Raw genomic sequence first — 14,355 nt, forward strand, 5'->3', positions numbered from 1 at the left:
CCTAACGGCCCCCCAGCACCAACTGTGCTGGGGCCTGGAGTACTTCCAGGTTTTGCTTCAAACAGTCAAACAAGTTGACTATTAATTGCCGGTTCGGCTGGACAACGCGTTCTTAACTTTCTCTTTCACAGCTTCGAGGTTGAAACTTGCTCCCGGTTGCATGGGTGGGAATTCGAGGGCCGTTTGGGCCAGTTTGGCAACCTCCTGTTGAACGAAGACAAACCGCCAGAATTCGTATGTCCACCAATTGGCAGCGTACATCGAATCGCCGATGTTCATCTTTTCGAACGGATCGAGACGCAGGTTGAAGATCCCCGGCCAATCTAGTTTGACTTTCGGGCCGAACCACCCTTGAGGTTGATCGATGAAGACGTACTTGTAGTCGCCGATGCGGGCCGACGCGAGCGTCGATTCGGTGAAATACCAGATCTCGTTGCGAGCCGACTTGCCACCGTTGGTCAGCATATCCAACTGGTTAAAACCGTCCAAATGGACTTTGTACTCCTTGCCGTTGAGTGTTTTCCCCTTTTTCAAGTCTGTGGCAATATCGCCTTCGTAACCGGCGGCGGCAACAAACGTTGGGAACCAGTCCAGACCGGAAATGACTCCGTTGATGACCTGATTCGGTTTCATCTTGTCCGGCCAGCGAATAACACAGGGGACGCGGAAGCCGCCCTCGGTGCCCATGCCCTTCCAGCCCTTAAAGGGTGTCGTGCCTCCGTCGGGCCAAGTGAATCCTTCGGTGCCGTTATCGGTGGTGACCACGACGATGGTATTGTCCGCAATTCCCATCTCTTCGAGTTGTTTCATCACACTGCCGATCACATCGTCGAACTGAGCCATACCGGCTTCTTGGATGGTCCAGCCATTTTGTGAGTTTCGCATCTTTTCGTATTTCGGAGACAGGTGGGTTTTCACGTGCATCCGAGTCGGGTTGAGCCAGACAAAGAATGGCTTGTCTTCTTTTTGAGCCTTCTTCATAAAATTGACGGTATGATCGAGAATCACATCATCGACCGTTTCCATGTTCAGATCGATGCCTTCGATTGGATGAGGCGGGAGCGGACCTTTGTCAACGATCTTCTGTTTGCCGACTTTGCCCCAGCGTGGATCAACGGTCGTATTGTCTTGGTCTGTCGCAAAGCAGTGCAGGACATTCCGCGGACCAACTTTATTGAGTAGATCCTTCGGATAGTTGGGGTGAAAAGGGTCCTCCATCGCATCCAAGTGATAAAGGTAGCCGAAGAATTCGTCGAATCCATGCAGCGTGGGCAGGAATTCATTTCGGTCACCCAAGTGATTCTTGCCGAACTGGCCGGTGGCGTAGCCCAGTTCCTTGAGTGCAGTGGCAATCGTCGGCGCCTGAGCCGGCATGCCGATCGTGGCTCCCGCTTGGCCCACGGTTGTCAAACCGGTGCGGATCGGCAATTCTCCCGTGATAAAGTTGGCTCGGCCGGCTGTGCAGCTTGCCTCAGCATAGTAATCGGTGAAGATCGCGCCTTGGCGTGCGAGCGTGTCGATATTCGGAGTCCGCCCGGCCATCATCCCGCGATGATATGCGCCAATATTCCACATCCCAATATCATCACCCATGATGAAGACAATATTGGGCTTATCCGCCGCCTTTGCCTCGTTTCCATCCAAGGCGAAGGCAAGCACTGCCCCCAAGCCCATCAGCACCAACCCATGAATTTTGATACCGTTCAGCATTTCGAATTTCCTTTGCATCTCTAGGTGTAAATAATCTGTCTTCAAATTCTGCGGCTGAATCGTTGCATCCAATTTCGAGCGGCGACTATTCGATTGATCAGCCTCTTCTGCTTCTTAGACGGTCTCGATAGGTTGTAAGTTACTGTGTTGGCCTTTTCAACATTTTATTTTATGAATGACGCTTTTTATTTTTATGCATAAGCATGGTTCGATTTGTTTCTTGAGAAGTGAAATTGCCTTAGGGAATGTGTTTTCAAATTACGTTGTACAACTGCCATCCAGCGTCCCGGGAGGGCGAAGCTCCTGCTGAGCCGCATTGTGGCCTTTGGTACGGGAAAATGTGGTGATGTCCATGGCCGAGGCAAGCAATAGGGGGCATCGCGGCTCGGACGGAACCGCTGCCCTCCCATTTTGAAAACACGCTCTCAAGGAACAGGGGACTTTCTTCGCATTCCGTTTCCGAGCGGTTCAACGTTATGACTCTGCGCCAGCAGGGGGAGTTCAGCCGCGCTGCGGTCATTTCAGAGGGCAACACCGCAAGAATTGGAAGCCGCAATTCCAGCGTTGGGCATTTGCCGCGCTGTGTATTTGGCCGACAGCCAAATCCAGGTTCACACGCCTCTCCCCTGGGGCGTTGCCCAAAGGTGTCGTAAGGCCTTTGGTCATACGTTTGGTGCGTGTTTGGGCGTGTAGGGACACGTCCGCCTGACAACCCTACGGTCTAAAGTCTACAGCCTAAAGCCTGCGGCCAACGGCCGCGTCACACCTCCAGCACCAACCGTGCCGGGTCCTCAATCACCTCTTTAATCCGCTTCAAAAAGCTGACCGCTTCACGGCCATCGACGATGCGGTGGTCGTAGGTCAGGGCGACGTACATCATGGGGCGGATGACGACTTCGCCGTTGACGGCGATTGGGCGATCGATGATGCCGTGCATGCCGAGCACGCCGCTTTGGGGCGGATTGACGATGGGCGTTGAGAGTAGCGAACCGTAGACGCCGCCGTTGGTGATCGTGAACGTGCCGCCTTGCAGTTCCTCGATACCGATTTTATTTTCTTGCGCGCGGCGACCGAAATCGTTGATCGTTTTTTCGACTTCGGCAAAGCTCATCCGCTCAGCATTGCGAAGCACCGGCACGATGAGTCCTTTACCACCACCCACGGCAATGCCAATGTCGTAGTAATTGTAGTACACCATCTCTTTGCCGCGGACCTGCGCATTGACCTGCGGAAATTCGTTCAAGGCGGCGACGGCTGCTTTGACGAAGAAGGACATGAAGCCCAGTTTGACGTCGTGCTTTTTGATAAACGCGTCTTTGTACCGTGCGCGGGCATCTTTGACGGCCGACATGTCGATCTCGTTGAATGTCGTCAGCAGAGCGGCGTTTTGTTGGGCTTCGACAAGTCGTTCGGCAATGCGGCGACGGATGGGGCTCATCGGCACCGTTTTTTCCAACCGCCCGTTTTCTGAGGCGGCCGTCGAGGGAGTTTGCGATGACGATTGGGACGTGTCGGCAGCCCGCTGCACGTCTTCTTTGAGCAGACGTCCACCCGGACCGGTCGCTGTGACGTCGCTGGCAGCGATTCCGGTTTCGGCCATCATCCGCGCAGCTGCCGGCATGACGATTTGCTCTCCGGATGAGGCCGTTTTGGATTCGGTTTTTTTATCTGCTTTTGCCTTAGTTGCTCCTGCTTCAGCTTCTGCCGGTTCGCTACCGCCTGGATTCTCCCCTGGCTCCAATTGCCCGATGATCTCGCCGATCGCTGCTTCTTCACCTGCCCCTTTGGTGATTTTGGTAATAATGCCGCTCTCTGGTGCGGGAACGTCGAAGGTCGCCTTGTCCGTTTCGAGTCCGACCAGAGGTTGGTCCATTTCGATCCAGTCTCCTTCGGCGACGTGCCATTCGCCAATGAAGACTTCGTTGATCGATTCCCCCACCGTGGGGACCTTAATATCAATAGACATCAGTATACGTGCCTTTTTGGTGTGTAGGTATCAGTCCGCGCTGCTCAATGCGCATTGTTGATGGATTGCTTGGCTTTGTCAAAGCTTGGCAAGCTTGTCGCGCCGAATTCACGGTCATATCATAGACCGGTCCAATCCCGCTTGTGGCAGTTTCGGCGGGGAGATACAAGGGGCTTGGCGACGAACCATGTAACTTTTCCGGAAACAGCGGCAAATGCAATTTTTTAATATTCGCTGGGCTGTGATTCTCTGTGTCGCTGCCGTCATGGTGGTGGCGGCCAGCAAATACGAGCCCTCACCAGCCTTCGCAGAGGATGCCACGCCCCCGGCCGAAGTTCGAAAACCGGCCGACGCACCTGTTCCTCCCTCACCGGCGGTCGAGTCGAACAATCAGGTGTTCAAAATCACGCTGTCGGCCGTGTGCGGCGTCGGCGTCGCCTTGGCGGTTGGTTCATGGATCTTGTTTCGCAAACGATAACACAGCCGTAGATGGGGATGAAAGCTCGTTGCTGTGATACAACCAAGTTTGATTTCACGCAACAATTTGGTCCTATCAGGAGCAACGAGCATGTCCAGTTTATCGTTTTTTGTCGGACTCGACTACCACCAGTCGTTCATTCAGGTCTGCGTGTTGGATCGCGAGGGCAATGTGTTGGCTAACCTCAAATCGCCGAACAGTGCGGAGCATGTCGCCTTACTGGTGCGCGGGGTGGTTCCCAAATCCGCACGGGTCTTCGTCGCCCTCGAAGCTTGTACCGGAGCAGCCAACTTTGCTGAAGAATTGGTCCGCCACACGGGTTGGTCCGTCGATCTGGCCCATGCCGGCTACGTCGCCAAACTCAAACAAAGCCCCGACAAAACCGATTTCAGCGACGCGCGTTTGTTGGCAGACCTGGAACGTGTGGGGTACCTTCCGCGGGTCTGGATGCCACCGGAGTCGTTGCGGGATCTGCGGAGGCTGGTGCGGTATCGTCAACAGTTGGCCGCCGCGCGGCGAAACGTCAAGTTGCGGATCACGGCTCTGCTTCGCGAGGAACGTATCGTCGCAGAGCAACGCCGCTGGACCAAAGCGTGGCAGCACTGGCTGGCCGGGCTAGACGAAATCTCGCCTCAGATGCGGTGGGTGATGGACCAGCATCTAGAGGCGCTGCAGCGATTGGAACGGGAGATCCGCGCAGCCGAAGCACGTCTCTGCGCGGCGACCTGCGATGATGCGATCGTCCAAAAACTGTTGGAGATCAAAGGTGTGGGCTTGGTGACGGCTGTGACGTTGCGTGCGGAAATCGGCCGGTTCGACCGCTTTCGTACGGGGAAACAGTTGGCTCGTTTTTGCGGCATGACTCCGCGAAATGCCTCCAGCGGAAACCGCCAGGCGGACGCCGGTTTGATCAAGGCGGGGAATCCGGAATTGCGGCGTGTGATCATCGAGACCGCCCATCGCCTGGGCCGTTACGACCTGCGTCTGTCGAAGATGAACACGCGTTTGCGTCGACGCGGCAAGCCGGGCAGCGTGGTGGCGGCGGCGATCGGCAACCGTTGGATGCGTTGGTTGTACCATCAAATGAAAACCATTTCCGTTTAAGAAAGCGTTCGCCATGTCCAGACCTCAACTCCAGCTCAACAAACGAGGGTCGCCACGCCCGCCACGCCGTCCTCTCGACCTCCTGGTTGTGCAGGCCGAGACGACGGCGAGACGAACGAGGCTCATCGAACGTATAATGAAAAAGTGAATGCAAGTGACGATTGTTGATGATGATTGCTAACCCGTGCTGATGCTGACTTGCTCGAGCCTGACCTGGGCCGGCGGCCGCCGTGTCGCTACGCTCGTCCTGTAGATGGGGCTGTCACATCACCTCGAAGCCACCCACTTGGGCTGGGAGAATTCCCTTGCTCGGATAGAAGAATGGGGACGCACGTCATCACAGCATCGCCACTTGACAAGCAACGAACTTTCATAGAAGGTCAGGCAGCCGCCTGACGCGAACCACGTTGGACGATCATTTTCACTTGCCGTCAGGCGGCTGTCTGACCTACGCGTCTTCGAGTTGTTGCCAACCGCTGCCGGCGTGGCCGAAATCGAATGTGTCTGGATGCAAAATCTCGGCGAATATCTCCGCCGATTCCACCAGCCGGGGACCGGGGCGATTGAAATATTGGTTTCCGTCGGTCACATAAACGCGACCGTTTTGCACGGCTTGTAATTGCGACCATTGTGGTTTATCCGTGAGCACCGGCATTTCTTCACGGGCGCGGGGGATATCGAAACCACAGGGCAGAATGGCGATCACCTCAGGATCGGCTTGGAAGAGTTCCTCCCATGTCATCCAGGGCGAATGCTCACCGGCTGTGCCAAACAGATTCGTGCCGCCGGCAATCGTCACTAACTCCGGCACCCAGTTTCCCGCCGCCATCAACGGGTCGATCCATTCGATGCAGGCGATGGTTGGTTTGTGCGGCAACGACGTCGTGCGGCTTTCCAGGTCCGCCAAACGCTGCTGCGCGCTGGCAATCAATTCCTCACCCTGCTGCGGTACATCGATCGCAGTCGCCACGGCGCGGATGTCGCTCCAAACATCTTTGAGCCAGTTCGGTTCCAAGGCGACAATATTTGGCTGCGACGAGACCATCTCACAGACAGCCGCCTCGACATCCTTGAGACTGACCGCGCAGACTTCGCATTGTGTCTGCGTGATGACAACGCTGGGTTGCAGTTCCTCCAGCATCTCGGGAAACACACGATACACCGAAACCGCATCCCGCAGAATCGCCTTCACACGATCATCAATCTGCCGACTCGTGCCATTGACATCCAGTTTGGCTTCGCTGCAAGCGGGGAGCTGCTCGACCGCGGGTGGATAATCGCATTCGTGCGAACGTCCGACCAACCGGTTCTCGCAACCCAGTGCCGCCACAATTTCCGTCGCACTGGCGATCAGTGAAATGATGCGATGTTCAGGCATGATCAAGTTATCACTTGGCGTTTGGTGGGGGATCATTTTTTGCTTGTTCGACAACACGAAGGATAGCATCGATGACGACGTCAGGCCGATCATTCTGGATGAAATGTCCGGCGTCCTCTAAGGTTTGGTGTTTTGACTGAGTCGACCGACTTGCGAGATCGCGTTGAAGCTTCTCCCAGATTTGGCTGATTTCCATGGGGTCAGCCTCGCCAGTCGTTTCCATTGGCTTTCCCGCACTGAGCACCTCGAGCGGGAGGTCGCCCCAAGGAATCGCCGCATCCGCGGTTTGCCGCATACTTGTCAGTAGTGCCGCCATTTCCTTTGCAACCGCAGTCAATTGAGAGTGCCGAGCGGAGAGTGCCGTCTGTGTGTTTCGGATTGATTTCGGAATGTTGCTGTCATCGTTTTCCTCATCGCTGTCCAACAGACGGACCAATCCGAATCGGGCGGTCTGGCTGAACAAATCCAGCATCTCCTGGACCTGCTCAAATTGCTCGCGCACGGCGGGTGGGAATGTTTCCCATTGCTCTTCGTGGGAGGAATCAACCAGCACAATCCCTTTCACCTCTTCGGGGTAGCGGTACGAGAACATGCGAACGTGCACTCCACCAATTGAGTGGCCGACCAATACCAACGGTCCTGTGATTCCCCGTGCCTGCAACGCCGCATGCAGGTCTTGCACCACAGCATCCGAGTCGCGTGGTGCCGGGGCTGGATCGCTCCAACCCAATCCCGCGCGGTCGTAGGTGATCACCTGTGTCGATTTAGCAACTTCCGCTGCAACGTGGTGCCAACTGAGACTGAATTCGCCCAGACCAGCTTCGAAAATCACCGTCGGCGAGCCATGCCCCTGCACGTGCATATGAATCTGTCTGCCCTCGACGTCCACCAATTCGCCCGGTGGCGGATAGTCCGTTGCGATGCGTGCCAACGCAAATTGCTCGTACACAAACCCAGCGAACATCAACAGCGCAACAAACAGCACTGTCAACGCGAGTCCCCACTTCGCCAGGCGCATTAAGCGACGAGGTTTCGGCTGCGCCGGCCCGCCGTGCGTGTCGTGTGGGGTGGGTTGTGTCATGAAACGCGCTATCGGCTAAAACGGGTCGTGACAAGCATGCTACCGGCGACGATTCTTAAGGTAAAGACGAACCGCCGCGGTGGCAATTGCCGGAAACATGCAAGACGCTTGAATGAATGGCGGTCCTAGTTTTCTTTGGAAAGCGTGTTAGCGGTCGGTTGCGTCAGGATCAGTTGAACCACCGCGAACGCCCCGAAAAACAGCGTGGTATAAAACGCATCACCGATGACCGTTGGACGTAAAAACGGTAAACCGGCGACGTAACATTGGATCAATCCGGCCAACGTATGCGGATACGTCGTGTACATCATCCACATGCCGAAATTTGTAATCAGATAAAATAACAACGATCCGCCCAGCGTTGCTATGCACAGGGGAAACCCACGGCCCGCCGCACGTTTCCAGGCCGGTTGCGGTTCGGATTCGGAATGCTCCCAATGAGCACGGACCCTATGCCCCAACAAAACGTACAGCACATAAGACCCGTAGACGAACGGGATGACGCTGTGAAACGTGTAGGTCATCACATCACCTCGCATCAGTCCCCAAGTGATGTCGCTGAGCAGCATGGCGGAGAGTGGAACGGCAATCGCCCAACGCGACCGGCTGAAATACACTCCGGTAAATAAGGCGATTCCCCCCACCGGCGTGAGGTTCCAAGGTTGGCCCAACCATCGCAACAGGGCGGGGAAAACGATGACCGCCGCCAGCAACCAATAGTTGATTTTGGCAGGGGTGTCGGATGATTCCCTGTGTGGATGACTATTTTGATCTGCGTTCATTGTGGGTTCAATTCACAAAATAGAAAGTTGTCGCGGTCGATGACTTCGCCGCGTGAAAAACTAACGGGTTCTCGAAATAACGGACCGTCGAATACGAATGAGTGGAATTCCCCATTCTCTCCGCAGGGGTCGACACCCTCGGGGAGAGCATTCAGAAACTCGTCGTCGATGATTCGACCCGCAAAGGAGGCATCAAGTTTTCGTGGATCAACACACGTGGTGATGGCGCGGTAACCCAAATCAATAAATGTGCGGACAAGTTCGGGCGTCGATCGCTGCCACAAAGGGAAAAGACATTTCAAAGCATGCGCCGCTAACTGTCGCTCACGATACTCCTTGAGGTCTTGCAGAAAAATATCGCCAAAGGCAATGGTGTCGATTTCGCTTTGGACGGCTTCGTCCCAGGCATGTTCCATGGCGGATTCATATTCGTCGTTGTCGGCCTGTGGCGAAATGGCGACTTCCATCAGTGGGATTTCCAGCGCAGCCGCCTGGCGGTGTAACAACTCGCGGCGGACACCATGCATGCTGATGCGGTCGTATCCGGCGGTGATGGTCGTGATCAGTTTCACAACGTCCCATTCCCCGGCGGACTTCAGTTCGTGCAGCATCATCAAGCTATCCTTGCCGCCGCTAAAACAGACGTAAATCGACACGGACATGAATTCAGTTCTCGTTGCAAGCTTTCAAGGCGTTACTCCGGCAGCGGGCCTTGTTCCTGCATCGCCAGCTTGTGCTTTGGACAGAGATAACCCGCAACCGGGCCGTTGTGTACATTCGGTGGCGGCACGACGTACCAGTGCTGGCATCGTGAACAATACAGTGCCCGTTGCAGCGTCGCCCGGCCCGTGTCCGGATTGACGGCCGGGACCGGTTGCGGTGGGGCGGAAACATACTCGCCGGTTTCAGAGCAACGATAGACAACATCGACCTGTTCGTCGGTGCGCGGTCCATCGGAACAGCCCGGTGCGAAGAGCATGGTTAGCGTAAACAATGGCAACATGACAGCCACGGATTTTAAGTGTGACAATACGACCTCCTGTCAGAAAAAATAGTGCAGGGAATAGCGAAGGACAAACCGCGCCGCCCAAGTGGCGCGCAGTTCTCTTTTTTCAGAGTTGGCCCGCTTCGCTATTCGCGGTCGTACAGCGCATCGTCGGGACCAATGAAACCAAGTTCATGGTCTTGATTGGCCTGAACATCGGCGGGCGAAAACCACACCGGCAATTGAATGAAATCAGGCGTCTTCATATCCACATGCCCGTCCAAGAACGCTACGACGGCTGCGCCGTTATGCCGAAAGTGCGCCGAGGGCTGTGTCTTGCTCGGTGGCTCCAGCAACCAGTTCTCTAGAAATGTACCGGTGGGGTAGGTCCACGTGTTGTAAATCGCGCTGTCAGCAAATGCGATCGTTTGCGTCATTTGTCGGACCGCATTGAACCGGTAGGCCATGGGCTCGGAGCTGACTGTGATCGTCGGCCAACTCCCATAATCGTAGTCCGTCCCTTTGCCGAGATAGTGCCCATTGTAGGCATACCCGCTGGCCATTTGCCCGAAACGAACCACGTCCACATGGGACTCATCGAAGTTGGGACATTGAAACACCGAGCGATTGGTTTCCAAATAGGGGCCCAATGTCGCGGTCTGAAATTCAAATTGTGTCTTAGGGTCGGGGTTCGCGAAATCAACCGTGCCGAACCAAAAATTCGTCGTCCCCCGCACACTGGCTGCGCCGGTTTGATAGGCGATTTCCTGCGCATCATCGATGCGATAAGGCGGCATCATTTCGCCATAGACATCCGCATAATTATGCACCGCCAGCACCAGTTGTTTGAGGCGACTGCGACACTGCGTCCGCCGCGCCGCTTCACGGGCTTGCTGCACAGCCGGCAGCAGCAGCGCTACCAAAATTGCAATAATGGCAATCACCACCAGCAATTCAATCAGTGTAAAACCACGGCGTTGTTCGCTGGAACGCGGCACAGTCACAGCAGGGTGCCACTGGCGGCTTGTCCGCCAGTGCGTTGGACCGTTGTGGCAAGGTCGGAAGGCCTTGCCACCTTCCCGACCGCAGGTCTCCACAGTGCGGGGTCGGGAGACCCGCGCACAACCAAGCCGGGAAACCCGCGCACCACCAAGCTGGCAATCTTGATCAGAATTCTTCTTCAAACTCATGACAATACCTCGTTGTCAAACGTAGCCGCGCAGAGCGCGCAGCTTCATCGCGAACGCCTTAAAACGAGGAAAAACAGCGGCGCAATTAGCCGAGACCTGGGGCGCGGAAATAATCCCGGATGGGGGGACGCGCAGCAGAATATCGTGCGTGGTCGCGGCGCAACGTCTTTTTCCTCGAAAGAGCCGTTCGCAAAAAAAACGACGACTGGGCAGGTCTTCTGGCTCTCGGATCGCACTACTGACTGCACCTTCCCGCGGCATCCCGTGCCAACAGTGGTTTGTTGCAGCGTTCGTCCCCGATTACAGCGGCGGGACCGCAACGGATTTGCACCGTTTTCCCTATTCTTCTCCCGAACACCAAGTTACGAGAGACACCCAGGTCTTGTGGCACGTCCAGAGACCAACGCCTCCCAACGTGCGGAGTCCATCCTACCAATGCCAATTCGGTTGTCAATGGCTCGCCGAAACCGGCAGACCGGGTGGCTGGAGACATCGCACCAGCGATGCCCCCAGGTGATTGCGTAGTCATTGCGCACAGAAACTGGGGGCGAAGCTAAAGCTTCGTCCCCAGCCACCTTGACGTGTAAAAACCTGCGTGTGCTTAATGACTGGTCGACAATGGCGCTGCATGTGACAGCATCGGTGGTCGCGGCGTTCCGCGTGAATTGCGCCATAAAAACAACCCGCAAATCGCAAACGGAAGCATGGGAAACAAAATCCGTCCCAGCAGATGCCGGCTCGTCGCAAACGAAATCGTATCCGCCTCTGATTCCGCTGTAGACGCATTTGTCTGCCAGGGTGGAAAACCCATATCGGCGGAGAGTTGTCCGTTGCCCGGCTGCGTGGGTAAAGCCATATCCAATTGATACATAGCGGCAACCAATGTCACGATCAATCCGGCGGCCAACATCCACTTAGGGCCTCGTGCTGTACGTTGTGCCATCCAGCAGAGTAAGCAGGTCGTCAGCACGAACGGCGCCGCCGCCCACACATAGAATGCCGTTTCCATCAACAACAGCGTCGTCGCCGAGACCGTCGATTTGGTGAGTCCTTGCGGTCCTTCATTGAATTCCTCAAGCAACTCGGCCGTGCCCACAAACACCAACAGGCACAGTATCCAACTCAACACCAACATCGGCAACGGTGCGATGAGAAACGTCAAAATCGGATGACGTCCCAGCCACGTCCGTCGACGATATTCATCGCCCGCGGCTTGGGCCAACTGTTCCGGTTTCCCGATCCGCTCCACCGGAGCATCGGGTATCTTAGTCGCTTTCGTTTTTGTCGCGTCCATGACGTTCGTCTCCTCCTTGAGACATAGCGCGTGATCGAGCAGCTCATCCATAAGCCGCTCGGTATAAAGCCGCGGCAAGCCTTGCCGGGCGAGTTCTCGTTGTAGTTGGTTATGCCAATTCCGGTCGACCATGCGTCGCGCCCTCCAACACACCGCCGATGGCTGCCACTATCCGCCGCCAATGTGCCTCAGAAGCCGCCATGCGTTTTTTGCCTGCAGCCGAGGTGCGATACGTCACCCGTTTGCGGCCTCCAACGACGCTCTTTTCGCAGGTCAGCAGCTTTTGCGCTTCCAGCTTATGCAGCAGTGGATAGATACAACCTTCGCCAAATTCCAAAACCTGGTCGGTCGACTGTTTGATTTCCTGCACGATCTCATAACCGTACATACTCCGTCGCGACAACAGTCGCAAAATGAGTAGTTCCGGCACACCGTTGAGAAAGTCAGGATTGGTTCGTTTGCGTGTCATGGCGGGGGTGATACCTTTTAGTTCGAGGTATGTCAACCCGAAGCTTTCCCAAGAAATGTCAACGTTGTCCGAATGTCTTTCCAGCCGAACGTCACGCGCGCCGGGTGCCACTGGCGGCTTGCCCACCAGTGCTGGATCACAGCCAATATACAAACCCCCGAGCACCCTGTTACCCAGAAGTTTTCCCAAACCCATTCACGCACCCCAAGCATCGGATGTTACAATACCCGGCATGCACACCGAACACCCCAGTCCACCACCGGTCCCACAGCGTGCCGCGTTTGCTACAACGCGATGGAGTCTCGTATTGGCCGCTGGGCAACGTTCCTCACCCGCTGCCGACGATGCCCTGGCGACGTTGTGCCAAACCTATTGGTATCCCTTATATGCATTCGCGCGGCGCCGCGGTTGTGCCCCGGACGATGCGGCGGATTTGACGCAAGGCTTCTTCGTCAGTTTGATTGACAAAGGTTTTCTACGGACCGCCGACCAACAGCGCGGCAGGTTTCGCTCGTTTTTGCTGACGGTTTTCAAACGGTTCTTGTCACACGAAAATGAGCGACAACAAACGCAGAAACGGGGTGGCGGACGGACACTGTTTTCAATCGATGTCGCCGTGGGGGAACAGCGGTACCAATACGAACCCACCGATGATTGGACCCCCGAAAAGATCTACGAACGTCGCTGGGCATTGACCCTGCTTGACGACGTGATGCTGCGTCTAGAGGCAGAATATCAACAGAAGGGCAAAGAGGACTTGTTCGCGCAGTGCAAAATCTATCTCACCGCCGGCACACGCGCCCCCGCGCATGCAGAGGTGGCCGACAAGTTATCCATGACCCCCGCCGCCATACGCGTCGCCGTGCATCGCCTGCGACAACGGTATAAGGAACTGCTCCAAGAAGCGGTCGCTCAAACCATCGGCCCAGAAGAATCCATCACCGAAGAAATCACCCGATTGCGCTTAGCGGTGCGTGGCGGTGGAGCATAATAGTCTATTACGCCGAAGGCGTTTCACATCATAGCCCAGCGTCGCGAACGAAGTGAGCGCTCCCTGGGTAGAGTCTTTGCGTGATGCGAGAATTCACGATCATAAAAAAAGAAAACGGACCACGAAATACGCGAAACACACGAAAGAAAAAAGAAGGAGTTAGATAAAGTCTGTACGTCTTAGGGTAGACTCATGAATGCCTGAGTAATTTTTCTTATGGTTTTGGGTTTTTGATTTTCGTGTCTTTCGTTTATTTCGTGGTTCGTTTTTGGAGCAAACGAATGATTGAGATCATCTTTAAGGACGAGAGTTACCGTATCATGGGCGCCTGCTTCGGTGTCTATAAGGAAATGGGTTGCGGATTTCTCGAAGCGGTTTACCAGGAGTGTCTCGAACACGAGCTTACGATTCAAGAAATACCATTTCAGCCCCACGTGGCATTGGATTTGAATTACAAGGGGCGGCGTTTAACTCAATCCTATGTCCCCGATTTTGTGTGTTACAACCAGATCATTCTAGAAATCAAAGCTGTCTCCCGGTTGGGTAACGAACATCGTGCTCAAGTGATCAATTATTTAAAAGGGACGGGTTATCGCTTGGGGTTACTCGTCAACTTCGGGCACACGCCCCAGTTGGAGTGGGAGCGGATTGTCCTTTGAAGATAAAGAACCACGAAAAACACGAATGACACGAAAAAAACATAGGTTTTTCATGCAGACTTTTGTATTGATTCCAACGGAAACGCTGCAAGGCTTCGGTGTTTCTCAGCATCGTTTTCGTGTCTTTCGTTTCTTTCGTGGTTCTTGAATTTCCTTTATGGTTTTAGGCGTAAACGGTCTCGCTGGTTTTTTTCTGTAACAATCACCCACAAAACCGCAAGTAAGGGGTGTCAACCAGTGCGTAGTACCGATGTTTGAGGCGAAAAAA

The 14,355-nt window shown here is 55.1% G+C and carries 14 protein-coding genes and 1 riboswitch; of the genes, 4 read left to right on the top strand and 10 right to left on the bottom strand.

Annotated features, from left to right (window positions below; translation table 11 throughout):
* Nucleotides 1-81: 81 nt before the first annotated feature.
* Together Mal52_RS08205 and odhB are read right to left on the bottom strand one after the other, a co-directional pair.
* Nucleotides 82-1,710 (bottom strand): arylsulfatase, encoded by a 1,629-nt coding sequence (locus Mal52_RS08205; RefSeq protein ID WP_145375386.1) that lies wholly within the window; start codon nt 1,708-1,710, stop codon nt 82-84.
* Nucleotides 1,711-2,470: 760 nt separating this feature from the next.
* Nucleotides 2,471-3,676, bottom strand: a complete 1,206-nt coding sequence (odhB, locus tag Mal52_RS08210; RefSeq protein ID WP_145375387.1) for a 2-oxoglutarate dehydrogenase complex dihydrolipoyllysine-residue succinyltransferase — start codon at nt 3,674-3,676, stop codon at nt 2,471-2,473.
* A 214-nt stretch (nt 3,677-3,890) separates the two neighbouring features.
* Between odhB and Mal52_RS08215 the strand changes: the two genes are divergently transcribed.
* Complete coding sequence (locus Mal52_RS08215; RefSeq protein ID WP_145375388.1) at nt 3,891-4,154, top strand: hypothetical protein; 264 nt, start codon at nt 3,891-3,893, stop codon at nt 4,152-4,154.
* A gap of 90 nt (nt 4,155-4,244) precedes the next feature.
* Entirely contained in the window at nt 4,245-5,258 is a 1,014-nt protein-coding gene (locus Mal52_RS08220; RefSeq protein ID WP_145375389.1) for an IS110 family RNA-guided transposase, read from the top strand.
* 448 nt (nt 5,259-5,706) lie between these two features.
* Here the strand turns inward: Mal52_RS08220 and Mal52_RS08225 are convergent, their stop codons facing one another.
* From Mal52_RS08225 to Mal52_RS08260, 8 genes are all read right to left on the bottom strand, one after another.
* Nucleotides 5,707-6,636 carry a cobalamin-binding protein gene (locus Mal52_RS08225; RefSeq protein ID WP_145375390.1) on the bottom strand — a complete coding sequence of 310 codons (930 nt, stop codon included), beginning with the start codon at nt 6,634-6,636 and terminating at the stop codon, nt 5,707-5,709.
* 10 nt (nt 6,637-6,646) lie between these two features.
* On the bottom strand, nt 6,647-7,717 hold the full coding sequence (locus tag Mal52_RS08230; RefSeq protein WP_145375391.1) for an alpha/beta fold hydrolase: 1,071 nt from the start codon (nt 7,715-7,717) through the stop codon (nt 6,647-6,649).
* A 125-nt stretch (nt 7,718-7,842) separates the two neighbouring features.
* Nucleotides 7,843-8,499, bottom strand: a complete 657-nt coding sequence (locus tag Mal52_RS08235) for a DUF6580 family putative transport protein (RefSeq protein ID WP_145375392.1) — start codon at nt 8,497-8,499, stop codon at nt 7,843-7,845.
* Entirely contained in the window at nt 8,496-9,161 is a 666-nt protein-coding gene (locus Mal52_RS08240) for a Dph6-related ATP pyrophosphatase (RefSeq protein WP_145375393.1), read from the bottom strand. The genes Mal52_RS08235 and Mal52_RS08240 overlap by 4 nt, the downstream gene beginning before the upstream one ends.
* Nucleotides 9,162-9,193: 32 nt before the next feature.
* Entirely contained in the window at nt 9,194-9,529 is a 336-nt protein-coding gene (locus Mal52_RS08245; RefSeq protein ID WP_145375394.1) for a hypothetical protein, read from the bottom strand.
* Between the two features lie 101 nt (nt 9,530-9,630).
* Nucleotides 9,631-10,488 carry a DUF1559 family PulG-like putative transporter gene (locus Mal52_RS30180; RefSeq protein ID WP_145375395.1) on the bottom strand — a complete coding sequence of 286 codons (858 nt, stop codon included), beginning with the start codon at nt 10,486-10,488 and terminating at the stop codon, nt 9,631-9,633.
* Between the two features lie 377 nt (nt 10,489-10,865).
* Nucleotides 10,866-11,068: riboswitch (cobalamin riboswitch) on the bottom strand.
* Nucleotides 11,069-11,275: 207 nt separating this feature from the next.
* Nucleotides 11,276-12,100 carry a hypothetical protein gene (locus Mal52_RS08255; protein WP_145375396.1) on the bottom strand — a complete coding sequence of 275 codons (825 nt, stop codon included), beginning with the start codon at nt 12,098-12,100 and terminating at the stop codon, nt 11,276-11,278.
* Complete coding sequence (locus Mal52_RS08260; protein WP_145375397.1) at nt 12,078-12,437, bottom strand: PadR family transcriptional regulator; 360 nt, start codon at nt 12,435-12,437, stop codon at nt 12,078-12,080. The genes Mal52_RS08255 and Mal52_RS08260 overlap by 23 nt, the downstream gene beginning before the upstream one ends.
* A gap of 232 nt (nt 12,438-12,669) precedes the next feature.
* On the opposite strand from Mal52_RS08260, the gene Mal52_RS08265 reads away from it, so the two are divergent.
* Complete coding sequence (locus Mal52_RS08265; RefSeq protein ID WP_145375398.1) at nt 12,670-13,428, top strand: RNA polymerase sigma factor; 759 nt, start codon at nt 12,670-12,672, stop codon at nt 13,426-13,428.
* A 281-nt stretch (nt 13,429-13,709) separates the two neighbouring features.
* Nucleotides 13,710-14,087 (top strand): GxxExxY protein, encoded by a 378-nt coding sequence (locus Mal52_RS08270; RefSeq protein ID WP_145375399.1) that lies wholly within the window; start codon nt 13,710-13,712, stop codon nt 14,085-14,087.
* Nucleotides 14,088-14,355: the final 268 nt, after the last annotated feature.

Origin of the sequence: Symmachiella dynata, assembly GCF_007747995.1 — a bacterium.
GTDB classification, from domain to species: domain Bacteria; phylum Planctomycetota; class Planctomycetia; order Planctomycetales; family Planctomycetaceae; genus Symmachiella; species Symmachiella dynata.

Excerpts from the sequence above, each read along its gene's own strand:
- Mal52_RS08230 (WP_145375391.1), bottom strand. The coding sequence starts at position 7,717 with ATGACACAACCCACCCCACACGACACGCACGGCGGGCCGGCGCAGCCG.
- Mal52_RS08240 (WP_145375393.1), bottom strand. The coding sequence starts at position 9,161 with ATGTCCGTGTCGATTTACGTCTGTTTTAGCGGCGGCAAGGATAGCTTG.
- Mal52_RS08265 (WP_145375398.1), top strand. The coding sequence starts at position 12,670 with ATGCACACCGAACACCCCAGTCCACCACCGGTCCCACAGCGTGCCGCG.
- Mal52_RS08215 (WP_145375388.1), top strand. The coding sequence starts at position 3,891 with ATGCAATTTTTTAATATTCGCTGGGCTGTGATTCTCTGTGTCGCTGCC.
- Mal52_RS08220 (WP_145375389.1), top strand. The coding sequence starts at position 4,245 with ATGTCCAGTTTATCGTTTTTTGTCGGACTCGACTACCACCAGTCGTTC.
- Mal52_RS08225 (WP_145375390.1), bottom strand. The coding sequence starts at position 6,636 with ATGCCTGAACATCGCATCATTTCACTGATCGCCAGTGCGACGGAAATT.
- Mal52_RS08235 (WP_145375392.1), bottom strand. The coding sequence starts at position 8,499 with ATGAACGCAGATCAAAATAGTCATCCACACAGGGAATCATCCGACACC.
- Mal52_RS08255 (WP_145375396.1), bottom strand. The coding sequence starts at position 12,100 with ATGGTCGACCGGAATTGGCATAACCAACTACAACGAGAACTCGCCCGG.
- Mal52_RS08260 (WP_145375397.1), bottom strand. The coding sequence starts at position 12,437 with ATGACACGCAAACGAACCAATCCTGACTTTCTCAACGGTGTGCCGGAA.
- Mal52_RS08205 (WP_145375386.1), bottom strand. The coding sequence starts at position 1,710 with ATGCTGAACGGTATCAAAATTCATGGGTTGGTGCTGATGGGCTTGGGG.
- Mal52_RS08270 (WP_145375399.1), top strand. The coding sequence starts at position 13,710 with ATGATTGAGATCATCTTTAAGGACGAGAGTTACCGTATCATGGGCGCC.
- odhB (WP_145375387.1), bottom strand. The coding sequence starts at position 3,676 with ATGTCTATTGATATTAAGGTCCCCACGGTGGGGGAATCGATCAACGAA.